Source organism: Candidatus Bathyarchaeota archaeon, from assembly GCA_025059045.1.
GTDB lineage: Archaea > Thermoproteota > Bathyarchaeia > Bathyarchaeales > DTEX01 > JANXEA01.
Map to the genome: position 1 here is coordinate 78,512 of JANXEA010000010.1, position 23,805 is coordinate 102,316.

Annotated in this window: 28 protein-coding genes and 1 pseudogene; 15 read left to right on the plus strand and 14 right to left on the minus strand. The window is 43.9% G+C overall.

What is annotated here, in order from left to right:
- Nucleotides 1-75 precede the first annotated feature (75 nt).
- The 5 genes from NZ952_03735 to NZ952_03755 all read left to right on the plus strand — a co-directional run bounded on the left by NZ952_03735 (nucleotide 76) and on the right by NZ952_03755 (nucleotide 5,230).
- Nucleotides 76-636, plus strand: coding sequence for a LemA family protein (locus tag NZ952_03735; GenBank protein MCS7120297.1), 561 nt, complete (start codon nucleotides 76-78; stop codon nucleotides 634-636).
- Complete coding sequence (locus NZ952_03740) at nucleotides 636-1,541, plus strand: M48 family metallopeptidase (protein MCS7120298.1); 906 nt, start codon at nucleotides 636-638, stop codon at nucleotides 1,539-1,541. The genes NZ952_03735 and NZ952_03740 overlap by 1 nt, the downstream gene beginning before the upstream one ends.
- Before the next feature lie 61 nt (nucleotides 1,542-1,602).
- The gene (locus NZ952_03745; protein MCS7120299.1) at nucleotides 1,603-2,643 is read left to right on the plus strand and encodes an NAD(P)-dependent alcohol dehydrogenase; all 1,041 of its coding nucleotides are present in this window, start codon (nucleotides 1,603-1,605) and stop codon (nucleotides 2,641-2,643) included.
- Between the two features lie 100 nt (nucleotides 2,644-2,743).
- Entirely contained in the window at nucleotides 2,744-3,316 is a 573-nt protein-coding gene (locus NZ952_03750) for a PadR family transcriptional regulator (protein MCS7120300.1), read from the plus strand.
- A 318-nt stretch (nucleotides 3,317-3,634) separates the two neighbouring features.
- The gene (locus NZ952_03755) at nucleotides 3,635-5,230 is read left to right on the plus strand and encodes a DUF885 domain-containing protein (protein ID MCS7120301.1); all 1,596 of its coding nucleotides are present in this window, start codon (nucleotides 3,635-3,637) and stop codon (nucleotides 5,228-5,230) included.
- A 154-nt stretch (nucleotides 5,231-5,384) separates the two neighbouring features.
- Here the strand turns inward: NZ952_03755 and NZ952_03760 are convergent, their stop codons facing one another.
- The gene (locus NZ952_03760; protein MCS7120302.1) at nucleotides 5,385-5,696 is read right to left on the minus strand and encodes a DUF5615 family PIN-like protein; all 312 of its coding nucleotides are present in this window, start codon (nucleotides 5,694-5,696) and stop codon (nucleotides 5,385-5,387) included.
- Between the two features lie 241 nt (nucleotides 5,697-5,937).
- On the opposite strand from NZ952_03760, the gene NZ952_03765 reads away from it, so the two are divergent.
- Nucleotides 5,938-6,549, plus strand: a complete 612-nt coding sequence (locus NZ952_03765) for a class I SAM-dependent methyltransferase (GenBank protein ID MCS7120303.1) — start codon at nucleotides 5,938-5,940, stop codon at nucleotides 6,547-6,549.
- A gap of 483 nt (nucleotides 6,550-7,032) precedes the next feature.
- Here NZ952_03765 and NZ952_03770 read toward each other — a convergent pair whose 3' ends face one another.
- Nucleotides 7,033-7,365 (minus strand): ArsR family transcriptional regulator, encoded by a 333-nt coding sequence (locus NZ952_03770; GenBank protein MCS7120304.1) that lies wholly within the window; start codon nucleotides 7,363-7,365, stop codon nucleotides 7,033-7,035.
- Between the two features lie 452 nt (nucleotides 7,366-7,817).
- Between NZ952_03770 and NZ952_03775 the strand changes: the two genes are divergently transcribed.
- Nucleotides 7,818-8,339 carry a GNAT family N-acetyltransferase gene (locus NZ952_03775; GenBank protein ID MCS7120305.1) on the plus strand — a complete coding sequence of 174 codons (522 nt, stop codon included), beginning with the start codon at nucleotides 7,818-7,820 and terminating at the stop codon, nucleotides 8,337-8,339.
- Nucleotides 8,340-8,492: 153 nt separating this feature from the next.
- Here the strand turns inward: NZ952_03775 and NZ952_03780 are convergent, their stop codons facing one another.
- A complete protein-coding gene (locus NZ952_03780; protein ID MCS7120306.1) occupies nucleotides 8,493-8,765 on the minus strand; it encodes a DNA-directed RNA polymerase subunit K in 273 nt (90 codons plus the stop codon).
- A 219-nt stretch (nucleotides 8,766-8,984) separates the two neighbouring features.
- Between NZ952_03780 and NZ952_03785 the strand changes: the two genes are divergently transcribed.
- Nucleotides 8,985-9,647, plus strand: a complete 663-nt coding sequence (locus tag NZ952_03785) for a hypothetical protein (GenBank protein MCS7120307.1) — start codon at nucleotides 8,985-8,987, stop codon at nucleotides 9,645-9,647.
- Between the two features lie 9 nt (nucleotides 9,648-9,656).
- On the opposite strand, the gene NZ952_03790 is transcribed toward NZ952_03785, so the two are convergent.
- The 8 genes from NZ952_03790 to NZ952_03825 all read right to left on the minus strand — a co-directional run bounded on the left by NZ952_03790 (nucleotide 9,657) and on the right by NZ952_03825 (nucleotide 15,879).
- Nucleotides 9,657-10,133 carry a Mut7-C RNAse domain-containing protein gene (locus NZ952_03790; protein ID MCS7120308.1) on the minus strand — a complete coding sequence of 159 codons (477 nt, stop codon included), beginning with the start codon at nucleotides 10,131-10,133 and terminating at the stop codon, nucleotides 9,657-9,659.
- Nucleotides 10,134-10,144: 11 nt separating this feature from the next.
- Nucleotides 10,145-11,482, minus strand: a complete 1,338-nt coding sequence (locus NZ952_03795; protein MCS7120309.1) for a dihydroorotase family protein — start codon at nucleotides 11,480-11,482, stop codon at nucleotides 10,145-10,147.
- A gap of 102 nt (nucleotides 11,483-11,584) precedes the next feature.
- Entirely contained in the window at nucleotides 11,585-12,166 is a 582-nt protein-coding gene (locus NZ952_03800; protein MCS7120310.1) for a CBS domain-containing protein, read from the minus strand.
- Nucleotides 12,167-12,356: 190 nt separating this feature from the next.
- Nucleotides 12,357-12,923: a TIGR00295 family protein gene (locus NZ952_03805; protein MCS7120311.1), complete on the minus strand. Its 567-nt coding sequence runs from the start codon at nucleotides 12,921-12,923 to the stop codon at nucleotides 12,357-12,359.
- A complete protein-coding gene (locus NZ952_03810; GenBank protein ID MCS7120312.1) occupies nucleotides 12,916-13,425 on the minus strand; it encodes a transcription factor in 510 nt (169 codons plus the stop codon). Before NZ952_03810 ends, NZ952_03805 begins: the two co-directional genes overlap by 8 nt.
- 102 nt (nucleotides 13,426-13,527) lie before the next feature.
- Entirely contained in the window at nucleotides 13,528-14,097 is a 570-nt protein-coding gene (locus NZ952_03815; protein ID MCS7120313.1) for a tRNA (cytidine(56)-2'-O)-methyltransferase, read from the minus strand.
- Complete coding sequence (gene hflX, locus NZ952_03820) at nucleotides 14,094-15,332, minus strand: GTPase HflX (protein ID MCS7120314.1); 1,239 nt, start codon at nucleotides 15,330-15,332, stop codon at nucleotides 14,094-14,096. Before hflX ends, NZ952_03815 begins: the two co-directional genes overlap by 4 nt.
- Nucleotides 15,322-15,879 (minus strand): multiprotein bridging factor aMBF1, encoded by a 558-nt coding sequence (locus NZ952_03825; GenBank protein MCS7120315.1) that lies wholly within the window; start codon nucleotides 15,877-15,879, stop codon nucleotides 15,322-15,324. The genes hflX and NZ952_03825 overlap by 11 nt, the downstream gene beginning before the upstream one ends.
- A gap of 126 nt (nucleotides 15,880-16,005) precedes the next feature.
- On the opposite strand from NZ952_03825, the gene NZ952_03830 reads away from it, so the two are divergent.
- The 6 genes and pseudogenes from NZ952_03830 to NZ952_03855 all read left to right on the plus strand — a co-directional run bounded on the left by NZ952_03830 (nucleotide 16,006) and on the right by NZ952_03855 (nucleotide 19,809).
- Entirely contained in the window at nucleotides 16,006-16,470 is a 465-nt protein-coding gene (locus NZ952_03830) for a pseudouridine synthase (GenBank protein ID MCS7120316.1), read from the plus strand.
- A 35-nt stretch (nucleotides 16,471-16,505) separates the two neighbouring features.
- The gene (locus NZ952_03835; protein ID MCS7120317.1) at nucleotides 16,506-16,847 is read left to right on the plus strand and encodes a nascent polypeptide-associated complex protein; all 342 of its coding nucleotides are present in this window, start codon (nucleotides 16,506-16,508) and stop codon (nucleotides 16,845-16,847) included.
- Nucleotides 16,848-16,970: 123 nt separating this feature from the next.
- Nucleotides 16,971-17,210 (plus strand): hypothetical protein, encoded by a 240-nt coding sequence (locus tag NZ952_03840; GenBank protein ID MCS7120318.1) that lies wholly within the window; start codon nucleotides 16,971-16,973, stop codon nucleotides 17,208-17,210.
- Nucleotides 17,211-17,297: 87 nt separating this feature from the next.
- Nucleotides 17,298-18,392 (plus strand): annotated as a pseudogene (locus NZ952_03845) (RuvB-like domain-containing protein).
- A complete protein-coding gene (locus NZ952_03850) occupies nucleotides 18,375-18,674 on the plus strand; it encodes a hypothetical protein (GenBank protein MCS7120319.1) in 300 nt (99 codons plus the stop codon). Before NZ952_03845 ends, NZ952_03850 begins: the two are co-directional and overlap by 18 nt.
- Before the next feature lie 64 nt (nucleotides 18,675-18,738).
- Complete coding sequence (locus NZ952_03855; GenBank protein MCS7120320.1) at nucleotides 18,739-19,809, plus strand: histone deacetylase; 1,071 nt, start codon at nucleotides 18,739-18,741, stop codon at nucleotides 19,807-19,809.
- A gap of 11 nt (nucleotides 19,810-19,820) precedes the next feature.
- Here the strand turns inward: NZ952_03855 and NZ952_03860 are convergent, their stop codons facing one another.
- Together NZ952_03860 and NZ952_03865 are read right to left on the minus strand one after the other, a co-directional pair.
- Complete coding sequence (locus tag NZ952_03860; GenBank protein ID MCS7120321.1) at nucleotides 19,821-20,372, minus strand: hydrolase; 552 nt, start codon at nucleotides 20,370-20,372, stop codon at nucleotides 19,821-19,823.
- Nucleotides 20,373-20,503: 131 nt separating this feature from the next.
- Nucleotides 20,504-22,114 carry a glutamate synthase-related protein gene (locus tag NZ952_03865; protein ID MCS7120322.1) on the minus strand — a complete coding sequence of 537 codons (1,611 nt, stop codon included), beginning with the start codon at nucleotides 22,112-22,114 and terminating at the stop codon, nucleotides 20,504-20,506.
- A 177-nt stretch (nucleotides 22,115-22,291) separates the two neighbouring features.
- Here NZ952_03865 and NZ952_03870 point away from each other — a divergent pair, with 177 nt between their 5' ends.
- Complete coding sequence (locus NZ952_03870) at nucleotides 22,292-23,386, plus strand: phosphate uptake regulator PhoU (GenBank protein ID MCS7120323.1); 1,095 nt, start codon at nucleotides 22,292-22,294, stop codon at nucleotides 23,384-23,386.
- 27 nt (nucleotides 23,387-23,413) lie between these two features.
- Here the strand turns inward: NZ952_03870 and NZ952_03875 are convergent, their stop codons facing one another.
- Complete coding sequence (locus NZ952_03875; protein ID MCS7120324.1) at nucleotides 23,414-23,698, minus strand: MoaD/ThiS family protein; 285 nt, start codon at nucleotides 23,696-23,698, stop codon at nucleotides 23,414-23,416.
- Between the last annotated feature and the right edge of the window lie 107 nt (nucleotides 23,699-23,805).

Genomic DNA, 23,805 nt, shown 5'->3' on the forward strand with positions numbered 1-23,805 from the left:
TTCTTGGGCGTAAGCGGCCATTGAATATGGAAAGATTAATATGACATTTTGTGATTCTAGTTTTCGGTGAAATTCTTGGACTTGATAACTTTAATTCTCGCCGGGGCATCCATAATCGTCGTTTTAGCCCTCGTTCTTATCCTGGTCTACTACTACAACAAGATCAGAATACTTTATAATCGGATTGAGGAGGCTTGGGCCCAGATCGACGTTCAGCTTAAGAGGAGATATGATCTCCTTCCAAACCTCGTCGAGACCGTCAAGGCCTATGCAAAGCATGAAAGGGAGTTATTTGAGAAATTGGCGGAAGCAAGGGAGAGGATGGTGAAGGGTGGAAGCAGGGAGGAGCAGATGAGAGCTTCTGACGAATTGACCCGGGCGTTGCGCACAATCTTCGCAATCGCTGAAGCATATCCAACTTTGAGGGCGAATGAGAATTTTAAGCTTCTCCAAGAACAGCTAGAGGGTATAGAGAACAAGATAGCTTATGCCCGCCAATATTATAACTCATCAGTCTTGGCATACAACAATGTAATCTCAACTATTCCTGGGAAATGGTTCGCCGCTGGCAGGGTAAAGCAGCCATTTCTTGAGATATCGGAGGCTGAGAGGCGACCAGTCAAAGTGGAGTTCTGATGTCTAGGCTCAGTTTCTATGATGAGATTGCAAGAAATAAGAGGAGCTCTATTCTTCTAGCACTCACCGTCTCGGCCTTTATCTTCGCCCTAATCTACCTACTTGTTTACATTCTATCTCCCGCCCTTCTCATCTATACCATTCCAATTTCAATCGTATTGATATCTGTCTATGCATCCATGTCCTATAAGTATGGGGACAGCCTAGTCTTGGCGTCCGTAAACGCAAAGCCCGCTGATGCAAATAAATTCCAATATTTACGTGACACTGTAGAGGGTTTGAGCATTGCGGCCGGTATTCCGACACCCAAGGTCTACATTATCGAGAGTAAGGAAATGAATGCTTTAGCGACAGGAAGAGGCCCAAGAGATGCAAGCATTGCAGTCACAACAGGCTTGCTCGGCGAACTTAACAGGCTTGAGCTCGAGGGTGTAATAGGGCATGAAATTGCGCACATAAGAAACAGAGATGTACTTTTCATGACATATGTCGCCGTACTCGTCGGCCTCGCAGCAATCCTAAGCCACATGATTCTAAGATCATTCCGAATGGGTCGGCTTAGACGCATTCGCGGGGGCAGAGAACCGGGATGGATAGAGGCGATAGTCATTATCGCAGGCCTAATATTAGCCGCTATCGCACCGTTGGTGACACGCCTTGTACAGTTCGCAATATCAAGGAGAAGAGAGTTTCTAGCCGACGCCTCCTCCGCAGAGTTGACAAGATACCCTGAAGGCTTAGCCTCAGCTCTCGAGAAAATCATGAATAAGAATAAGGGGAGAATGGATGTAAGTGAAGCCGTTAGCCACCTCTTCTTCGTAGATCCAAACCATAACCCAATGGACAGACTATTTGCCACTCATCCCCCAGTAGAGGAGAGAATAAGAAGACTAAGGGCAATGTAGCTCCAATGCCAAAGGCTTATATCACTATTCGCGAGATGATTATTGCCCCGGTGGAATGTCTATGAAGGGATTCATGAAGGCAGCAGTTCTACATAAGCCACTCGACCTCCGCGTCGAAGATGTTGAGATCCCGAAGATTGAACCGGATCAAGTGCTCATAAGAATGAAACGGGTGGGGATCTGCGGATCGGATATCCACTATTATCTCCGTGGCAGAATCTCTTCATATGTTGTAGAGAAACCGTTAATTCTCGGTCATGAATGTGCAGGAGAAATAGCAGAGGTGGGTGATGAGGTTAAGTCGTTTAGGGTTGGACAAAGGGTGGTTGTTGAGCCTGGTTTCACCTGTGGAAAATGTGAACACTGTAGGAGCGGAAGATACAACCTCTGTGAACAAGTGAATTTTTATGGAACCCCGCCCTTCAACGGAGCCTTTGCCGAATATAACTATGCTCCCGAACAGAATGTTTACCCGATACCTGACACAATGTCGCTGGAGGAGGGCGCGATGATTGAGCCTTTGGCGGTCGGCATGATGGCGGCAAAGATGGGACGTGTAGAAGCAGGCGACATCGTTGTGATTTTGGGCGCAGGGCCCATAGGGCAGATGGCGCTTCAGGCTTCCAAGATCTGCGGAGCTTCCGCGATATTTGTGAGCGATCTTATTGAGTATAGGCTTGAATACGCGGAGAAGCATGGGGCAAGTGCCGTAATAAACCCAGTGAAAGAGGACTTGAGTGAAAAGGTTGCGAAGCTGACGAGCGGTAAAGGCGCTGACGTCGTTATTGAAGCCTCTGGTGCACCAGCAGCCATCCAACAGACCGTTGAAATCGTGAAGCCCGGCGGCACAGTTGTGCTCGTCGGAAACCCTCATGGAGAGATCATGATGCCCATGAGCAAGATAGTCTCTAAAGAGGTTAGAATCCAAGGCATACATCGCTATGCGAATGTATATGAAGCGGCCATAAAGGCGGTCTCATCTGGCAAAGCCATCGTGAAGCCATATGTTACTCACATATTTCCGCTGGAAAGGATTAGGGAGGCATTCGAAGTCCATATCAACAAGGCTGGTAACCCGATAAAGATACAGGTAGCGATCTAACCGCTTTACCTGAGCTATATTTTTCAAGCGTCTTCAGAGATGTCGGGGAATAAGTTTATATGTCACTGTCGATATCAATATTGATATCGAAGGTGATGATATGTTTGGATTTAAACCGCTACACCCCAGACACTGGGCAAGAAGAATAGCGTGTGTGCCAAAAGGGTTTCTAAGGTTTCATGTGTTGAGGCTGCTTGCTTCTAAACCAATGTCGGGATCCGAGATAATCTCTGAAATTGAGAAGGAGACTGGTGGGAGATGGAGACCAAGTCCAGGTTCCGTCTACCCGCTTCTAGCATGGCTGCAGGACAACGGATACGTTAGAGAACAGCCAGCGGAAGAAACTGGCATAAAAAGGTACGTCTTAACAGAACAGGGACATAAGTATCTGGAGGAAGAGATGAAGTTTAGAAGAGAGTCGGGATTGACGGGGTTCCCGCCTTTCCCATTATTAGGTGATATTTGGCCATTGTCTAAAGTTGAAAGTTTAAGGTCGCTAATGGACTCGGCAAGACGGTTAACAGCGTCCATCATTAACCTTGGCATGTCAATTAGGGATATTCCCATTGAGCAATATGCCAAACAGGCTGAAGCCATCCTTAATGAAGCTGCAGATAAGATTGAAGAATTAAACAGGCGAATAAAAAATGAGAAAACATCTCAGAACATGTGAAATGCATATAATCAATGCATTAATGTCCACCGTTAAATTATCCTTCTTATCTATCTGCCTAACGATGCGAACCCTTCTCCAAAGAAGATCTCCCCCTTTTATTTTCAATGTAAGCCGCATCTTCTAACGGTCGGCGCATATGCATCTACATAGAGATCTGCGGCATCGTCTAATGTATAACTGTCTACTACCCTAGAAATCGAGCGCAAAATGATTTTGAAATTAAAAAACCCTAAATAATTATTATCCCATTCTGATGCAGCTAGAACAAAAATGAGTATTCAGAACAGGTTGTTCGAAGAGATAGCGGGCAAATTCTTGACTAAGTTATTCGAAATCAATCCAGACCTCGCTGTATCTCTAGGGCTTCATGAACCCTATGATTATATGCTGCCCAATGGATCTTCTTTAAGATTCCAGGAAACTTTGAGGCTGATGGAAGAGTGGCTTGAATGCCTGAAGCGGAATTTGAGGCGTGAGGATCTTAGCGATGAACACAAGATAGATTGGGAAGTTCTGGAAGACTTTTACGAACGCTTAAAGTTCGACTTTTATGATCGGCGAATACATGAGTTGAATCCCGATGTGTCTGAGGAATTAGGCGGTCCGATCCTCATAATATTCATGAGGAATTATGCTCCGCTAGAGAAGAGAATTGAGGCGATAGCTGCCCGAATAGAGCAGATGCCGAGATACTTGGAAGACTTTCGTACAAGATTTGAGAGGTCGCAGCCAGTCAGGCTGTGGACAGAACTAGCAATAGAAAAGACTCAGAACCTACAGGATTTTTTCCTCTATATACTCGAAGCCGTGAAGGGGAAGGTCTCCGAGGAAATTTACAGTAGGCTCGAGAATGCTATTGAGAACGTCAAGGCGGCAATAGAGAGGCAGGTAGAATGGCTTCGAAGCTTGCTCGATAATGCAAAAGATGATTGGGCATTAGGCAGGGAGAAATTCGAAAGGCTCATCCAGATTAGAAATCTTGGAATGAGATCTGAAGAGATTTTGCAGCTAGGCATGGAATACCTTGAACAATTAAAGATGGAGCGCATGAGGATCGCGCAAAAGATAGTTCCGGGAGGATCTGTTGAGGATGCCCTCAGAGTTGTTGAGTACAAAAGTCCCAGAACGTTTGAGGAGGCACTTGAGTACACTAGAAGAGTAATAGAGGATGCAAAGCGTTTCGTGCAAGAGGCGGGTATCTTGACTGTTTATCCAGAGGACATATTAATAGTTGAAGAGACCCCGACCTTCTTGACCCCAGTAATACCCTTCGCAGCTCTCATTATGCCAGCAAAGTTCGATAAACAGCGAATTGGAATCTATTTGGTGACTAGACCTAGGGATGAGATCGACCTCAGGAAACGCCACAATTATCCAGCGATAACAAACACTGCCGTGCATGAGGCTTTTCCCGGACATTTCCTTCAAGGGGCTCTCGCAAGCCGTGGAAGTGTTATCAGGTTTTTGGCTGAAGGTGTTGAAACAATAGAAGGTTGGGCTCATTACTGTGAAGATCTCATGAATGAAAAGGGGTTCATCAGGGATCTTGAGACGCGGCTAATCCAGGTTAATGATATGATATGGCGAGCCGTTCGAATCATCGTTGACGTCAAGCTTTCTCGAGGGGAGATGAGTTTCCAGGAAGCCGTTGAAATGCTGGTTAAAGAGGCTAGAATGTCCGAGGAGGCTGCAAGAGCGGAGGTAAACCGGTATACGCAGACCCCTGGATACCAACTGTCATACCTTCTGGGGAAGCATTTAATATTGAAACTAAAGAAAGAGATTCAGCAGAGGATGGGCGAGAGATTCGATGAGAGATTCTTCCACGACACAATAGCCGCCAATGGATACTTGCCAATCTCTTTGATCCGTAAAATCTTCGATAAAAAGATTAGCGCCCTAACTCATTAAACCTTCACTTTTCGCCACGATTTCAGATGCAATAATCATGGGCAGCGGACTTGAAACCTCTGGTTAACCAACATTCATGGGGCGTTGAGCTAATCAGACCATTTAAAAAGCAGAATTAAAGCAGAATTCATTGTCGCAAATAGATTTGAAGGTATCACCCTTCTGGAAGAGATGCAGTCGAGTTTTTTGTTTTCGCCTCTAGATACTTCTGTCTAATCTTCTCATCAGCTATCCTTGCAATTAGAGCATTAGATATTAGCACATATTTTGCACCTGACAGCTCAGCCAAGTCTGCTGGCTTCTGGTCTTGCGTTACGAGAATTAGGTCATGCTCTTTAGCGTATTCTACAATCTCCCTATCTTTTGCTCCCTGCAAACCTATATCCTGGACAGTTAGGACTTCCCATCCAAGCATCTCAAAGTATTCTTTTAGCCCAATATACATTTCATCCAGCAACAGTCTCAACTAATTCACCTTAAGGATCATCATTAATATGCAATATAAAATCATTTATTCAACATTCACAGATCATTTCTCTTGTTACCAGCAACTATTTTTTAGTTGAGCATGAAAAGTGAGGATTTCATGGAGAAATTCAAGTTTAATCGCGGCTAAATTGTATCGAGGGGCTTTAAAACTTATGCATATGAAAGGTTGAATAGAGATGTAGTAGACGCTTCGCCCTCATTTGGTTGGAGAGGTCTAATTGAGGAAGATCTACTTCGACAGGTATGTCTTCTATGTTTTCGATGGGGTTTATGAACCCGCGGAAGACACTTTCTTGATTGCTGAGAGTCTAGAAGATTTCGAAGCCAAGGATGTCTTGGAAATTGGCACAGGCTGCGGGATTCTATCGATTATCTCCGCTGAGAAAGCAGAGAAAGTTGTGGCTACGGATGTAAACCCTGTCGCTTTGAGATGCGCGAAATTTAATGCGAAAGTGAACGGCGTCCATGAAAAGATAGACTTCATCCAAGGGGATCTGTTTGGACCCTTAAGAAGAGGCACATCGTTCGACATGATTCTTTTTAATCCGCCTTACTTGCCGACAGAAGAGGCACCCTCAGACTGGATCGACTATGCATGGTCAGGCGGCCAGAACGGAAGAAGCGTGATAGATAGATTTCTGGGACAAGTAAGCCAGCATCTTAAGCCCGGAGGCCGCATCCTTCTTGCGCAGTCATCATTATCTAACATCGAATTAACCATGAGAAAACTCGAATTGCAGGGATTCGAAACGAATATTCTTAAAGAGAAGAGGGTGCCATTTGAGTCGATAATACTGGTTTACGGCAGAAGAACACTTGCTTCTACCTGAACACTATGTGTCGCGCAACCGACTAAGGGGACAAAGATTGGTGAAGCATGAAAGTTGGGCAATTCTCGATGCCTATCTCTTGTTTCGTGACACTTTTCAGTTTCAGTCACATTACCATGTGTTCTGCTCCAAGATTTAATCAATCGTCATTAAGCTTTGTTCTCAACCGAAAAGTGAAATAATTTCTAACCATAATTGTATTATGCTGAGACAGGCTGTTGGAGTGCTGGATTTTCTTTTTGCGGTTAGGCGGATGTCATATTGTTGATTTCAGAAGGTCTCTTATCTCGTTTACAGTGCTCTCTATAATATCTAGCCTGTGCCTAAAGTCTTCCATGATGGCCCTCAATTGAATCTAGACTTGTTTTCTCCTTTGACTTGCTGCGGGCCTCTATCTCTTTAACCTGGCCCATTTTGAGAACATTCCGACAAAGATGCCTAGTGTAGCGCATGTCAAGCCGAAAAAGGCCCATAGAATTGGCTCTAACACCATTGGTTCACCTCCTCTAAAATTTTTTTCGGGCTAATCTCAAATTTGAAATCTCTGATTTCGTAGTAGGATTTGTTGAGAGGTGGAAGACCCTCTCTGGCAATGGTCTCTCTTTCCCCCTCCATGACCAGCCCCGCTCTTACAAGTTTTCTTAAGTGCAGAAAGACCAGAGGGGGAGACATCTTCAGCTTTTCCGACAATTCTGTAACTGTATATCTTCCGCTGGCAAGACTGGCCAGTATTTTTAACCGTTGTGGATTTGATAAGGCCTTGAGAACCTCAAGAAAGCATGTGTTTCCGTTGTTCTGCCCGAACTCATTTTCCATAGGGGTATTAAATGGCAAGGGGCCCTTATTAAGTTTTTTATTAAAAAGGTTTCTTAGAGGAAAAATAAAAATGCCCCTAGTAAACGTGCTCCTCTGCCAAAAAGACGGCTCCAATTCAAGTGGCGAAGGGTACAGATTAATCTCTAAACTCTTATAGACTAGTCTCCAATATCCTCGCATGCTTAAAAAATAATGCCTCAGGAAGAGAAAATGAAGATAACGAGATCTCACGCAACTTAACTATTGGCAACCCCTGTTTAAAAGCTGAAGACGAAAAACTGCGCTATTATAAGACTTCTGGCTTTCTTCCCTTCTTTTTAAGCTTCTTCCCGATGATTTCTCAATCTCCATTTGAAGCAATAACGGGTCGCAAAAGCAAACTAATGTTAAAGTTTACATAATTCTTTTATTAGTACGCGTAAAAAGGATATTGCAGCAAAAAGTGAAAAAGATTGCTTAGGATCGAGAAAATTGATGAAGACACATTTTTAAGGGTTCCAGACCCGTGTAGGCGCTGCATTTATTGGCAAACAGTTGGAGAGTTCAATTCCTCCTCCATGGGCAAAGGTGGAGAGGAAGAAAAGATGCGTTGGCTAAAGAGAGTACTGAGAGAATTTGGGTGCTGCATTAAAGTAGCATGCCTTGGTGATGTAATAGGTGTTATGCAGTATGCTCCAGCAATATACTTTCCGCGCGTGAGAGAGTATATTTCCGGACCGCCAAATGAGGACGCTGCATTTATAGCATGTCTTTACATCCTGGATAAGGATCAGAGGGGGAAGGGCTACGGTACGCTTATGCTTAAAAATCTGACGGAGGAATTAAAAGAAAAGGGATTTATAGCCGTTGAAACCTTTGCAAGAATTAGTTCTGAAAACAATCCGTCAGGACCATTAACCTTCTATTTGAGGAATAACTTCAAAGTAGTGAGAAGGAAAGATGATTTCCCTCTTGTCCGCCTTGAACTTAAATAATGATTAACGCCTTCAGATCGCTTTTCAATTGTGTCTAAAGATTGTAAGGTGAAGTAGTCTCTGATCTGTCAAAAGGTTAATTAATGGCCGTATGCGCCTACTAATTTTATTAAAAGAGATGAGAAATATCGTTAAAACAGCAAAAAAATAATGTTAAAGTAGCCATTTGAGCGGTATGTCTTGGTATGTCTTGCCGTCTGGTAGTGTTCTGCGGATAGTTATTGGGAGCACTCCCCTCTTCAGCTCTTCTATTGCGATGTCTATTGGGCTTGCGTTTTTCTTAGAGGGCTTTATTAGAACTGGTGCTCCCATTGCGATTTGAAGTGCTCTCGCCCCCACTATTCTAGCCATCTCGAAACGCGTGAGTTTAGGCGGACCTATGATCTCCTTCTTCCCAGAACCCGTCTTATTATAACTCTCCTTTATAATGTTTTTTTATGAAAGGAGCTGTGAGGATTGGAGGATCGAGCATAGACTGATTTTCTTCCAAATTGGCCATAAACATGTAGATCCTCCAGATTAATGCAACAAGAAAATCGACGAGAAAATATAAATTTTACTAATTTTTTCTGGGCTGAAGGCGTAATCATCATAATTCTGCGTAAAGCTTAAAATGTCCTTTAATTATCGAATCTAGGAGTCAACTTGTCAACCGAAGACCTCACTCTACAGGATATAGTAGTAATGTATGATAGGGATCTAGGACCCTTCATCTTTAAAGACTTCAGAAGTTATAACAGCCTACTAGATGATGCGGAATGGCTCCTTGAAAGAAGCCACCAGAGGTCACGCGGTTTCATAATAAGGCCTGTAAGGCAAGGCTCTCGAGATGGGTTATGGATTGGCGAATATGACCATGGAGCAAGCAGGATAAGTAGGCAGGAACTCATCTTTGACGAGGGGGCTTCAGAACTCAGCCGAATCATGGTGTTGTATGCGAATAGAAGGGTTTCGGAGAAGAGGCTCTTCAATGCTATATCTGTAGAGATGCTTAGAGCGAAACTGAAAAGCGAGATAATTAAGGATTTCAAGTATTATCACTGTCCCACTGACCGTTTCTTTGAAAAATGCGTATCGGCTGAGAAAGTATATGCTGAATTGCTTAAGAAATATGGGAAAGGAAAAAAGATTCCATATGCAAAGGTCGCTGAGGAAATTTGGAGAGCTAAACGATGCGAAGATGTAGTGGTGTGCCCGTTAATGACTTCAAATATGTTTGAGAGTGTCCTCAACATTAATAAGGTGTTAAAAAGCAGAAAAATTGGTGAAATAAAGTTCATTACGCCGGGCCTAGTTGAGCTTGTTTAGGTAGCGACTTTAATGATGATTAGACAGCTGTCTAGCTTTGAGAAGTGTATTCTTTATCTTACTCCAGTGGCTTCCCTGCCAATATATCTGCCCGCAGTTTGGACATATCCAGAAATTATTATAGAAACGTGATGTCGAATCCGGTATTCTATCAATAATCTCCTCTTTCTTAACTGACCGTAGAAGTATGTTACACTTTGGGCAGCGTGAACGATCTACATCTATCTCGAGCTTAATCCCAAAACGTCTGGCAACCTCGGCAAGCCTTTCCACCTCATTTTGGCCTTTAAGGAGATAAGATTGAAGCCCTAAAATGGACGCCCTCCTGTGAAGCTCAGCATCCCTGGTAATAAGGATTCGGCCTTCCCTTGCCGCGGTTTGTATTAGTTCTTCATCGTCGAGGTTATTATAGTACTCAACATCGCAGCCCAGCATCCTGAGCCATCTACTCAGCTTGCCCAGCATCCCGTCTGCGAGAAATTTCATCCCGCGAATCCCTATCCCTTAATTATTCGACCTTCACCAGGCTTAGCAACTATTTCTCCTTCATCCATAATTAAGCGTCCGTTGACAAAAGTCTTTATAGGTTTACCCTTAACCTTCCACCCGTCAAAAGGTGAGAACTTGGCTTTCGAATGAAATTTCGACGCGTCAATCCTCCATTCTTTCTTAACGTCCACGACTGTCAGGTCGGCGTAGTTCCCCTCTTCAATCCTTCCACGCTTCTCGATGCAAAATATTTCTGCAGGCCTCTCAGCAGCGGCATTGACCAGTCTTGAAAGCGAGAGAACCCCATCGTTAACCTTTGTCAACATGAGCGGCAGCAATGTTTCCAAACCGGGAAATCCCGGTGAAACATCCCAAACAGATGGCTTCTTTTTTTCTTCTAATGCGTGCGGAGCATGATCTGATGCTAGAATGTCAATTGAACCCGATATCAGGGCGGTCCATAAAACTTCAGTGTCAGATTTGGGTCTAAGTGGAGGATTAGTTAGAGCGAAGCTTCCTATTTCTCTTAAAAATTCTGATTGAAGTAGTAGATGATGGGGTGTAACTTCACAACTAACCTTCATTCCTGAAGCCTTCGCCTCGTAGACCATCTCCATACCGCGACCCGTTGTTAGATGGCATATGTGAACGCGAGCTCCGCTAATCTCCGCAATCTTCAATATACGTTTTATCGCTGTAATTTCAGCCTCCTCGGAATGCACCGCGAGATAAGCATCCAAATCATTTCTTCCTTCCCTCTTCATTTTTTGCAATGAAGAGACCATGTAGGATGCATCTTCAGCGTGGACTGCAACAGGGACATGGGTATATGCCACCTTTCTAAACACTTCTAGGACGGCTTCATGATCAATTGGGTCTACACCGCCAATTTTTTCCGACATGAAGAACTTGAAGCCTTTTGCTCCCTCCTTTACTATACATTCAATCTCATCAATTCGTTCAGGAAAGGCTGAGTAGAAGGCAACGTTCACGATTACCCTTCGAGAGGATGTGTTCATTCGTTCTTTGAGGCTCTCTACGCTCATTGTGACAGGTCTATTGTTAGGCATATCAATAACCAATGTGACCCCGCCATTCGCCGCTGCCGATGTCCCAGTAAAAAAATCTTCTTTATAATCTAGACATTGATCTCTCAGGTGGACATGCGCATCTATAAGTCCTGGAAGGACAACGTGCCTATCCAAATTCATCTTTTTCGAAGCGGTCGGAAGATTTGTTTCTTTGCCAATCTTGACAATCTTGTCTCCATCTATGGCTAAACCTGCTTCAACCAACCCTTGGCGAAGGAAAATCTTAGAGTTCACTAGTACAAGGTCGACAGGCAAGTTTATCCTCCAATAGAATATGATGAAGGAGTGAATAAATAAGGGTTCACAAGAGTGAATCTGAAGAGACTAAGATCTTGACTGAGAATTGGGAATTAAGGGTTAGTATTCAGACTGGATGAGCTCGATGCGGCATTCCTCGCAAATGAATTTTCCTTCGAACTCCCTCAAATTGTCTGACCATTCTCCACAATTGTCACAATACCCAGTTGATGAAGGGGTCTCCTCTATTTCTTCCATGTTCTGATTTTCTATACGGGCTCTCTCCCGTATTATTTCTATAAGTTCAGGTGTCACAGCGAGAATATCCTTGCTTGATATTATTCCGGCTAATTCCCCCTTATGCATAACTGCCAGTCTTCGTATATTCTGTAGGCTCATTCTCCTAGCTGCTTCGCTTATCGTTTGATCAGCATCAATGGTGATTAGAGGAGAACTCATTATCTTCTTTGCAGAAATTTTGCTTGGCTTAAGATCATTTGCAACAACTCTCTCTGCAAGATCCCTCTCAGTAATTATGCCGATAGGCTTATTCTCCGCAGAGGTAACTATAATGCATCCAACATCATGCTTCTTCATCAACTTGGCCACTTCGGAAGATGGTGTGTCCTCTTTCACCGTTATTACTGGACTTGTCATGACATCTTTGACCAGCATCTTTGACCTTACATCTAGAGCAGTCATGCTTCATTCCCGCTTCAAGATCTGCGCCACGCTAGCATATGCTAAACCATTATTTTAGATTTATGTTGTGAAGGGAAAAACGTTCATGAAAAATAATTTTACTGATCGTTATTATATAAATCGAGCATATCCTTATGGAGTGAAGGTTAAAGGGGTGCAATTAAGTTAAATTGAACGTTTTTCCCCCATGTTAGGAAGATGACTGGTTATGCGACAAGGAAGTACCAGTTCCCTCGCAGAGGGCAAGTATTTCTTCATGAAGATTAACGATCCTTCTGATTGCCGGATGATTTGAACCAAGCTCTCCCTCTAACTTCTTCAGTGTCACCTCGATTGGAACAACTTTTGCATCCTCTATAAGCTTGTCTGCGTATGCGACGATCTTCTCCTCAATCGTCCTGGGAATATAATCCTTTTTTGGCCAACCCAACTCAGACGCTTCGCTTTCACTTATACCGCCCCCAACATGCCTTTCTATTATGGAGACGATAGACTGCGGCAGATTGAGAGACCGTGCGATATCCGCTCCGACTACGGCATGGTGCACAGTATGAGTTCTTGATCGACCGATGTCATGTAAAAGTGCTCCTATGCGCACCAATTCAACATTAACTTTTACTCCGTTTTTTGCACATTTTTCTGCGATTTTCAGTGCTAGCTCCGCGACCGCTTTACAATGATCTACCACAGGCAGAGAGCAACCATTTTCTATAAGAATCTTGATGGCTTCTTCAGGAGGAGGCAGCCTCTCACTCACTTATCTCACTTCTCAGCTGATTGATCTTTTTTGAGAGAAACTCGACAATTCTATTATTGTCAAAGTGTGAAAGGGGCTTATTACACTTTGGACATCTGAAGATAGATTCAGCCGCCTCCTCAAACGTTAGACGTTTGCATCCAGGCGTATTGCAGTAGTAGAACTCATGGCTCCTCTCGTATTCCAACCTCTTTTCAAGTTTTGTCAGAACATGCCTCTTCTGATTTGTCAGAAATCCTTCAACCTGGTCAGGTTGAAGTCTCCAATGAAAAATAAACCATCCTGTATCCTTGTCCCGCGTCCTTCTAAGCCCGACTATTGAGTGATCATAAAGCCTATACAATATCTTTCTGACATTGTTGAGTTTTATATCAGTCTTGCTAACTATTTCCTCGTCTGTGATCTCGTCAACCTTGCTGAGTAACTCAACTATCTTTACCGCCTCTTCGCCGCCGAGAACATGCGCCACCTTCAGAAGCGTCTCATAGCTAACAAGAGACATTAAGCCCACCGGTATATTGGATATCGATTTTCACAGTCTCCTCATAATCATTTATTCACGATCAACCTATATCCAGTAAATATATTTTTTACGTTGAAGAACTTAAATCAATCGATCATCCTGCCCACTTATCTTCTCCATTTTGGCAATCTTTTTTCCTCTTATTTGTGGAATAATCCGTACTTTAGCATTCTCGAATTCCATTTGGAGCTCCTTTCCTTCTAGGAGCTCATGTAGGAAGATGCTTAGTGCGCTTATCTCAGAGTGTGGCTGAGACGTTACTGATATGTTCCAGTCAGCAATCTTAAAGACTTCTGAGGGAACCTTCGGTCCGCCTACAATGATAAGCTTGTCTCTGGAAGAGGCTCTTATCTCGCCTATTTTCTCTTGAAGTGGGATCCCGTACATGGTGAGATGTATGCTTTCACCCTCAGCGTCCTTCCAAAGCTTGAGGACTCGCTTCCAGTCTCTTACATATTCAACTCGAAAGGAGCCCCCCCATACCTCATTAACCCTGCTAATACTCTTCTCAATCATTTCATCTCGGTCGCCAGTATAATAGGCTCCATCCGCTCCAAGCGCCCTCGCTGCGAGGAATAAATGTGTCGTCGCTCTTTTGTCGCGTCTTATTCTATGACCTAATCTAAGCACGTAGATTCGCCAATTCTTCAACCCTGAAAAGCCCCTCCAACCTTCTCTACCTTCTCTCGAATTATATCCACGGAACTCAGGGGAGAAAAAGAAGAGACTATGATGCTATCCTCTTTATAGTCGACGCATTGAACATGCGAATTCTTGTATATCCATGAAAGGAGAGATAGTGCTTCTTCGCTCTTCGGCAATGTGAAGTGTAAATTGGTTCTTCCAAGCCTCTTAATTATTTCATCCTTTAAAAGATCTATATTTACTCGATGAAGCGCCGATATGGGGACAAATTCGGATAATTTTCCATCTAGAACCCTAACTTTCTCATTTAGCTGATCAGAAGATAAGAGATCAATCTTGTTGAGGACTAATAGGACGGGAACTCCTGTTGCACCTATATCTTGAAGAGTATTAAGGCAGCATGAAAGTTTCCTCTCAATCTCTGAAATCTCTTCGCTGAAATCGAGAACCAGCAATATTAAATCAGAGTAGATGGTTTCCTCTAATGTTGAATGAAAAGCCTCAATTAACGTGAGCGGCAACCCGTCAATGAATCCAACAGTGTCGGTCAACAAGATTCTCTCACCGGAGAGATTCAGGATTCTAGTTGTTGTCGAGAGAGTTGTAAACAGCCTAGGGTCAGCTGGGACATTTTCTTCTGTCAACGCATTAAATAGAGTGCTCTTGCCAGAGTTTGTGTAACCAGCTAATGATACAAGCGAGAAGCCAAGCTTCCGCCTACGTCTTCTATGGATCTCCCTTGTCTTCCTTATGTTTCTAATCTTAGCCTGCAATCTCTGCGCTTCTCTTCTGACAGTCTCATAATATATGTCGGCATCATATTTCCCTAGACCGTGGAAGCCCGGTTGCTCACCAGCCTTCGCCAGTCTAACCTTCTCCTTCGCATGAGCCAGCTCGTACTGAAGCCTAGCCAATTCTATCTGAAGCTTAGCCTCTTTAGTTGACGCTCTCCTCGAGAAGATCTCTAGAATAAGCTGGAAACGGTCGATAACTTCAACTCTGGTAAGTTTCGCCAAGTTATAAATCTGAACGATCTTCAGTTCGTTCCCAAATATTACCTTTTGAACATTCAAACGAGAAACGATGTCCGCTAGCTCCCTAGCTTTCCCCGCGCCTATGTTATACGTGGGATCCTGAGGACGGACTTGCTCGATTACATCAACAATTTCGTATCCCGCAGCTTCAGCAAGACTCTTCAACTCTTCGATATTCGACTTTTCATTATGATCTCTACGAATCACCAGAACCGCTCTCGTCTTTCAAGAAACCCTCCTTATTTGTTTTGAAAACAGCAATCTCACCCAAAGTAATGGCTTCAGATGCAGGTTGAGAGGTTGAGACAGCTTTTTCTTCGACTGAAGTGTGCAACTCTATTTTAAGCACATGCTCGAGCTTAAGGGTTAAATGCTCGTCAGGCATCATCTTTCCGGCTTCTATCCTTCTAATAACTGAGGCCTTTTCTCCAACTTTCCTGCCCAAATCATCATGGCTTAGACCCATTCTTTCACGCGCATTTTTTATTAGCGACCCGAACCCCTCAACAATGTCTTCTCCAAATTCTTGGTCCAGCTTCTCTTTCGGCCTACGCGAAACGATCCTAACCGAGACTTTTCTCTTACCTGACCCAGATCCATCTTCTTTTGATCTCGGAAGCCAGGTATCTGATCCTAGTTTGGCACATTTTTCGCACGTTACCATTTTTGCTCCTTCAATAATAACCCTTCGAGGTTCTCCTTCAATTTGTCGGCCGCAAACCTCACAATGCAAACGGGGACACCAAACATACATATGTGATGACAAACTTAAAGGTGACGCAAGACCTTTCTATCAATCCAAAACAAACAAGAATAAGCATATAGCAAAATTATGATATTCTTGAGGCCGGAAGATATGTATAGCCTACAAGATGATTTCTTGAGAAAGATAAGATGCATTGCGGATTACCAGTTCGGCTTAGGCGCAGGGAACATCATATTCCCGGATAACGTAGAAATAATCCGTTCTAAAAGGACGGGTAAGATTAGGCACGTGTATCATGAAGGGAGGCTTCTTGCAACCCTAAGACCGAGTGACGGGCTCTTCTCCCTAAGCATTGAAGGGGCAAAGAGGCTGTTTGAAGGAATGAATCCTAAAAGGCTCTGGGTAAAAATCAGCAGCGAAGCTTCCATTTTTGTTGGAAAAGGGAGCGACGTTTTTGCTAAACATGTACTCGATGCAGATGAAGAGATAAGGCCGGGAGAAGAGGTTATAATTTTGGATAACGAGAATAAAGTGATCGCTGTTGGCAGGTCTGTTCTTACTGGCGATGAGATGAAAAAGTTCAATAGAGGTGTTGCCGTAAAAATCAGAAAAAGTAAAAGCCCTAAAAAAGAAAAATAGGAATGAAAGAGTGAATGTTTGAGGGATGATAGGATTTGCGCAGGATAAGTCCAAGAGAAGCTAAGAGAATTATGCAACGCATGGGACTCTCAATGAACCAGATCGACGTAGAAGAAGTAATTCTCAAAACCAGAGACAAAGAAATAATGATAAAGAATCCTGAAGTTGCAATCTTAGATGTGCAGGGGCAAAAAATATTCCAGATAATGGGCGGCGAGTTGACGGAAAAAATGATAGCGAGAAAGATTACAATCCCGGAGGAAGACGTCCAGCTCGTTGCGCAGCAGGCGCATGTTAGCTTGGAGCAGGCAAGAGCTGCTTTGGAAGAGACGAATGGCGACTTGGCGCAGGCAATTCTTCTTCTCAGCCAAAGGTGATGGAGAAGAATTTTCATAACTATTCAGGAATAAAGTAATCGAAGGATCATCTCGGACTCAAAAACATTTATATCTCCCAATTAGCCTTCTCTCATTTCACGATTTTGGGAGGACTAGCATAATTTGGCATATTTAACAATGCTAAGAGGTCAGTCATTATTAGTTTTCAGGGAAAGGCCTTACAGAACTAAGGGGGGTGATGCGCGGAAAAATAATATAGCTGCCGCTAGAATCGTAGCGGAAACTCTTAAGGCTGATATGGATAGGATGCTCTTCATGTGGGGATGTAAAAAACCTCAATCCGCCTCAATCTTGTTTAGAGATGGACTAAAAGAAAGTTTGATGGGGCTGGGAGAGCAATGAGAGACACGCTTTCTTTTGCCTGCGCTATTGAAAAGAATAGTCTCACCCCTTCTTTTACGCTTATAAAAAAGAGGAGGTGAAGGCTGAATGGCTGAAATTAGGGAAATTCCGGCAAGAGCAAGCCGCTTCGAAAGGATAGGCGCACATACACACATAAAAGGGTTAGGGCTGGACGAAAACTTCAGAGCAGTCAAAGTCAAGGATGGCATGGTGGGACAGGAGAAGGCACGAGAAGCCGCGGGACTAGTTGTTCAAATGATTAAGGAGGGTAAGATGAGCGGGAAAACCGTAATACTCGCAGGCCCGCCAGGAACTGGTAAGACAGCGATCGCTGTTGCCATATCCCGTGAATTGGGGCCTAATGTGCCTTTTATTCAGATGAGCGGCAGCGAGATCTATAGCAGCGAGAGAAAGAAAACAGAGGTGCTTATCGAGGCGATGAGAAAGTGCATAGGCGTCGAGATACATGAGATGCGTAAGGTTTACGAGGGCGAAGTGACAGCGATCGACATTAGGACAGCTCCGCATCCCTATAACCCCTATCAAAAGGTTCCTGAAAGCGTGAGAATAACCTTAAAGACGACTAAGCAGGAGAAAACCATTGAGGCAGGAGCCTCAATTGCGCAGCAGATTATTCAGCAGGGAATAACAGAAGGCAATGTCATACAGATTGATGCTGAGACTGGCAGGGTTGCGAATCTTGGGCTGAGCATAGAGAGCACCAAGGGAAAGACGTACGATGTTGATACGAGCGAGAAGGTGCCTAGACCATCAGGAGACGTTCTCAAAGAGAAGGAGTTTGTTTATACGCTAACATTAGCGGATATGGATGAGATCAACGCTAGGCACAGGCTGGGAGGCGGCTTATTCTCACTATTCCTAGGTGGAGCGGAGACGAAAGAGATTGACACCGATATCAGGGCTGCCGTTGACGAATCTGTAAAGAAGATGGTCGACGAGGGCAAAGCCTTCATTCATCCCGGCGTCCTCTTTATAGACGACAGCCACCTCCTTGACCTAGAAGCATTTAGCTTCCTTGGCAGAGCCCTTGAAAGCGAACTTGTCCCAATAATAATCTTAGCAACCAATAGGGGGGTAACGACGATTCGGGGTACAGACGTTAAAAGTCCTCTTGGATTCCCCCTAGACTTGATTGACAGGTCTGTGATCATAGCCACTGAGGACTACGACGCTGATAGTATAAGAGAGATACTGAGGATAAGGGCAAGAGAGGAGAAGGTGACCATCGAAAATGATGCTCTAGAAAGGCTCACACAAATCGGGGCAAAGTCATCACTGAGATATGCGGTTCAACTTCTAAGCCTAGCCGCCCAAAACGCCAAGGTCATGAAGCATGAAACAGTGAAACTTGAGGATGTCGAGAGGGTTGACTCCCTCTTTATGGATACCTACAAAGCGTCTGAGCATCTGAGAAAATACGAGGATAGGCTACTATACCACTGAAAGCATTAAATAGCACATTCCCTCACTCTTTTAAAAGAGTGACACAAAGGGTGTCAATCCCGGCTTGTCAGTCTGCATAACATACCATGAAAAGTTTCGCCAATATGACCTAGGTGCGAATCATCCATTCAAAGGCGACCGGTTCCCCAAAGCAAAGGCCTTTTTTGATAAGAAGAACCTTTCCAAATCCCAGAATGTATGTTATATAGAACCCCGACCCGCAAAAGAGAGCAATCTGATCAAAGTTCACACACGAGAGTTTGTTGATTTAATCAAGAGGCTCGCTGAAGCTGGAAGACCATATGATCTTGATACACCTGTTTCCATGCCTATTCTTGAGGCTCTAATGTTTATGATTGGCGGCGTTATAGAGGCGGGAGACGCGATATTCTCTGGAAGATTCGGGCGGGCGGTCGCGTTAGGAGGCGGCTTCCATCATGCAGGTAGAGATTATGCAGGCGGCTTCTGCATCTTCAACGATATAGCCATACTTGTAGAGCATCTTCGCGAAAAGTTTGGTGTGAAGAGGTTTCTGATACTAGACTATGATGTCCACTTCGGCAATGGGACGAGCGACATATATTACTCTGATCCCAACGTGCTCTTCATCTCTCTTCATCAGGACCCGCTAACAATATATCCTGGAAGAGGCTTTATAGATGAGATCGGAGAGGGGGAAGGGGAAGGTTATAACGTAAATGTTCCGCTTCCGGTCAGAACTGGCGAAGAATCATATCTACTTGCTTTGAATGAGATATTCCCTCCACTTGCGGAGGAGTTCAAACCTGAAATAATAATTGCTAACGGCGGAAGCGATGCGCACTTTGCAGATCATCTGGGAAGTATGGGATTAACGGCTAAAGGCTTCTTCAAAATATCTCGAACAATCCTTGAAACTTCTAAAAAAGTATGTAATGGTCGGGCTGCGTTGCTGATCGCCAGTGGATATAATCCCTTGGTCCTTCCCTATTGTTGGTACGCTCTGGCGGCTGGTTTCATTGAACCGCAAAGGGATCCGGAAGAAATTGAGGACTATTTTCCATCGCCGAGGGATCCGTGGCAAAACAGGGTCCAGGTTGAAAGGATATTGGGGGATTTGAAGAAGATCCTGAGAAAATATTGGAAATGTTTCTGATGATCCAAAGCTCATTTTACAAGCTTTAATGCCTCTTTGAACTCCTGCGTTCCTGCCTTTTCAAGTATCTCATACATTAACATTTCCGTTGTAGCTATGGTCACGCCGCACTGTCTCATCCTATTGATAGCGACCTCTTTATCTTCAAGCCTTCTGGATGAGACTGCATCGTAAACGACACATGGCCTGTAGCCTCGAATTAAGCCGTCAAGTGCCGTCTGCATCACGCAGATATGCGCCTCGATTCCACTGATGATTAGTGTCCGTGCATTAATCTCCCTTAGAGTTTCAGCAAACTTCGCGGACTTGAAGCAGCTAAACTCCACCTTCTCGATAGGCTCGACGTCCAGGAGAAGAGTCTTGATCTCCGGAATAGTTCCTCCCAGGCCCTTTGGATACTGCTCAGTCAACACGATTGGAATATTCATGATCCTTGCGAAGCTTATCAATTTTTTAACATTCTCGATTAGAAGATCCTTTTCAGCTATTTTCGCAATAAGCTTCTCCTGCATATCGATTATAACCAAGACGAGCCAATGACGTGAGATTAACTCAGAACTCAACTCTGCCACCTAAATAGAGGTGACCTATCAAATTTAAATTGTTAACCATTATGATAGAGATGCCTTTATATAAAGTGGACTGGAGGGGAGGATTTTCAAAAATTTGACTAGAGATCAATATAAAAAAAAGGTTATGGGTCAAGTATTCTCAGGACGGCTTCTTCTTCAGCCTCCTCCGCCAATGGAATTCCAGTAACCTTTGCTGCACGTTCACTTAGCGCCATTAGGTCTTTTCGATCTAATAGGTCAAGACGCCACTTTCTGGCCCCTGCCATGAGCTGCATGAGTCCGACCTTGACACGTTCGCTTAAGTAGGAATACAGGCCAACCGCTTCCCATGGAATTTCTTTAAACCTCTCTCCATACTTAGCCCTCAACTCAGGAGCTGCGGCGAAAAAGACTTCAGGTCTATTGCCAAAATTCTCAATGAAGCTCTTTGGAAGCTGCCCCTTATTCGCCAGCTCAATGAAATAGGAGCTCTTCATGACCGCTGTTAATGGAGACCTAGCCATCAAAACGCCCTTAACTAGCGGTCCATCCCCAAAGTTGCTCATCGCTATAGCCTTGAATATCTGTGTCTCATTTATGAAGCCCCCTGCCATGATAATGTCCGGCACATACATACCCTTCTTCTTTAGAATCTGCGCGCATTTTAGAACCCATGCCTCTAGATAGACTGTGGGGATACTCATCTCATCCATCATTGGAACCGGACTCATGCCAGTCCCGCCGCCTGCACCGTCGAATGTCACCGCGTCAATTTTCGCTTCTGAAGCTATCTTCAAAGTATATGCCACAGCCGACGGCCTATAAGCTCCGGTTTTAAGAAAAACATGTTTTGCTCCATGGCTCCTTAAGTTTTCAATATCCTCAACAAAGTCCTTTGCGTTTGGGATCCCAACTCTGCTGTGACGTTCAAAGCTCCTGAATACGCCCTCCTTAAATGCAGCTTGAACATTCGGGTCTTCAGGGTCTGGGATGACGAGGTAGCCTCTCTTCTTCAGGGTTATAGCCCTCTCTAGATTGTTAATTCTGACTTCGCCGCCGATGGCTTTTGCCCCCTGCCCCCATTTCCTCTCGATAATGTTCACTTCAAGTTTCGACAAGGCATAGACATCGACGCCGAGACGCTGGTCCTCAACATTCGTCTGGACGGCGACGTCTCCATGCTTTCCATCCCAGAACTTTCTGAATGCATCCACCCGCCGTTTAAGTTCCTTAGAATAGGTTACTTTTCCCTGAGTTATCACCGCATCGGGATCCATTCCGCAGACGTTTTCGCCGATTGTTATCCCGACACCGGAGATAGCTGCGCCTATGGCTAGACCATCCCAATTTAGCCTTGCAACTTCTGTCGATCCGAAGGCGCCGATTATTATAGGTATCTTTAGTGGGACGCCGCCGATGACAGTGTCGGTCTTCACGTTCTCGAAGAAGGCTACGTCAGGATCAGCCTCGACCCCCTGAACCTCAAATAGGCTGGATTGAATGTTAAAGTGAGACCAGTCCAGACCGAAGTCTTTAAGGGCCCCGGATGTGCTGAACCCGTACTGTACAGGTTCTGGGTAAAGTGCTTCTCTGCCCCTGAATGTCGAAAGAGCGATTTCGCAGAGAAATGGGCAGTCTCGTATGCATAATGGGCACATTCCACTTGTGCAGCTGACATCTCTGACCCTTGTGTTGGTTCCTGTTGTCGATTTTCCATTTAGGTATGAGGAATTCCGTAATACTCTTTCAGGCATATGGCATCCTCCACTTCACCTAACAGACAGTCCATTTTATTCTTTTTCGACTTTCACGAAAGAGTATTGCGTATCATCAATAGGTATTTATATGTGTTCATTATGCTTTAATGCGCTGAAAGTGATTTAATCCGAAGATATATGAATCATGTAAAAATGTTGGACAGAGTGCCCATCATGGAAAAAGATCTCGGCTACAGAAAGGTTCAATCCACGGGCAGAAAGTCCTACATAATTTCACTTCCAAAGAAGTGGGTCGAAAGTCTTGGGCTTGATAAAGGAAGCGAGATAGCATTTAAGGTTCAAGAAGATTCTTCACTGGTTTTGACGCCGAGAAAAATACTTGAAAGCAAAAGAGAAAGACGAGAAAGGAAAGAATATTGGGTGCATGTTAACCCAGACGATAATGTTGGATCATTGCGGCGCAGGATAACCTCCTTATACGTTGTGAGCGCTAACACGATCCATGTAACCTTTAAGGATGCTTCAACCGCGCTTAAATTTAGAAATGAGATACATGAAATCGTCAAAAATTTTCTTTTGGGCGCAGAAATAGTTGAGGAAACACCGCGAAGGATAACAATTCAGATACTTATCGACCAGCTTGAATTTCCAGTTGAGAAGGCTATAAGAAGAATGGCGGTGCTCGCCTTGTCTGCAAGCAATGATGTAATTTCAAATCTGAAAGACATTAGCGAGGAGACTGCGCGAGGCATTCTTATGATATGCAATGATGTTTACAGACTGAGCTTATATGTGACTAGACAACTAAAATATGGACTCGAGAGGAATGCCTTCAAAGAATTAGGGTTCAAAACAGCTAAGGAGTTTCTCGGCTATAGATTAGTTGTGAATGATGTTAAAGCGATCTCGGATAACGCCTTAAATATTATTAATAACCTTATGGCGATAAAGCCACTTATAGAATCCGGGACCATCTTCTCCAAGGAGCCAATAGATGAGGAGGTTTACAGTCAAATTCTTGATTATAACAATCACATACACCGTTTATTTGAGGAGTCTTTAAAGGCGCTGTTCAAAAGGAATTATATAGAAGCGGAAAGGGTAATACGAGAAATTGACTTGGCACGGCGAATAGAAAATCAGCTTTCAGTTTTGATATCGAGTAAGAAGATGGATCCAGCTTTTTCTTCCCTCTTTAGCTTGATCCTTGACAACGTAAGGCGGATGGCGGATTATGGTAGAAACATCGCGGAAGTGGCGTTAAACAGAACTGTGGAAGAAATATCGATCCAAGAGCCTACGAATTAGTCATGGAAATCCCTGCATATACAAGTTCTATCCGCCGCTAATCAAGGTCATCAATGATATGACATCTCCGTCTTTGAGTAAAATTGGACTCTCGTTATGCAGATTTATGAGTTTCCCGTTGACCGCCACGATGAAAGTTGGATCCCAAAGGTGCTCTTTAGCATTTATAAATCTTCCAAATTTTTCTCCGTATGTTTTCGCCAGTTCATTTAGCAAATCCTTGAGCGAGGAGCCTTCCTTAAGGTAAATATCCTCCTCGCTTCTTCCAGTAGAATTTCTAACCAGGCCAAGATAGAGAAGCTTTACTTTCATGCCACTTAGATCTATGAGATGATCTGCAAATTTAAGTATTTCCTGTCTGTTTCCATAACTTCAATTGTAGTTTTTTTGCTCAACATTTATTAACCATCTTTGATGGT

What these genes read in the sequence shown, in the direction of transcription:
- NZ952_03875 (MCS7120324.1), bottom strand. Translation starts at nt 23,698, where the DNA reads ATGAAAGTAAAGCTTCTCTATCTTGGCCTGGTTAGAAATTCTACTGGA.
- NZ952_03745 (MCS7120299.1), top strand. Translation starts at nt 1,603, where the DNA reads ATGAAGGGATTCATGAAGGCAGCAGTTCTACATAAGCCACTCGACCTC.
- NZ952_03825 (MCS7120315.1), bottom strand. Translation starts at nt 15,879, where the DNA reads ATGTATGTTTGGTGTCCCCGTTTGCATTGTGAGGTTTGCGGCCGACAA.
- NZ952_03870 (MCS7120323.1), top strand. Translation starts at nt 22,292, where the DNA reads ATGGAAAAAGATCTCGGCTACAGAAAGGTTCAATCCACGGGCAGAAAG.
- NZ952_03770 (MCS7120304.1), bottom strand. Translation starts at nt 7,365, where the DNA reads ATGGAAAATGAGTTCGGGCAGAACAACGGAAACACATGCTTTCTTGAG.
- NZ952_03740 (MCS7120298.1), top strand. Translation starts at nt 636, where the DNA reads ATGTCTAGGCTCAGTTTCTATGATGAGATTGCAAGAAATAAGAGGAGC.
- NZ952_03800 (MCS7120310.1), bottom strand. Translation starts at nt 12,166, where the DNA reads ATGACTGCTCTAGATGTAAGGTCAAAGATGCTGGTCAAAGATGTCATG.
- NZ952_03865 (MCS7120322.1), bottom strand. Translation starts at nt 22,114, where the DNA reads ATGCCTGAAAGAGTATTACGGAATTCCTCATACCTAAATGGAAAATCG.
- NZ952_03810 (MCS7120312.1), bottom strand. Translation starts at nt 13,425, where the DNA reads ATGTCTCTTGTTAGCTATGAGACGCTTCTGAAGGTGGCGCATGTTCTC.
- NZ952_03790 (MCS7120308.1), bottom strand. Translation starts at nt 10,133, where the DNA reads ATGAAATTTCTCGCAGACGGGATGCTGGGCAAGCTGAGTAGATGGCTC.
- NZ952_03750 (MCS7120300.1), top strand. Translation starts at nt 2,744, where the DNA reads ATGTTTGGATTTAAACCGCTACACCCCAGACACTGGGCAAGAAGAATA.